1 protein-coding gene is annotated in these 281 nt (G+C 38.1%); it reads right to left on the bottom strand.

Annotated features, from left to right (window positions below; translation table 11 throughout):
* Positions 1-256, bottom strand: a 256-nt coding sequence (locus L5849_RS15740; RefSeq protein ID WP_236926305.1) for a hypothetical protein, incomplete at its 3' end; no start/stop codon positions are given.
* Positions 257-281 lie beyond the last annotated feature (25 nt).

Genomic DNA, 281 nt, shown 5'->3' with positions numbered 1-281 from the left:
GCGGAATGTCCGAAAAAAGCATCGTTTCATTTCCCCGAACCGGTATTTTATACTCAATTCCTCTATGAATCTCTGCTATTTCTCCTAAATGTGGTAAAAATGCTAATGCATCCCATGTGAGATGCATTGGTGTATACCAAAAATTGGATTTCTTACTATTAACTTCGCTTTCTACAAAGCTTGTAGGTGCTTGGATTTGCCAAGTTGTTTCACCGGTGATAGTGAATCTTTCATAATCCCTCTTATTATTAATCAATGCAAATGTCCACGCAGGTTGAGCA

The sequence above is a fragment of the Erythrobacter sp. SN021 genome (assembly GCF_021864455.1).
Note: the sequence above shows the minus strand (reverse complement) of the source record. Positions and strands in the feature narration are given on the sequence as shown.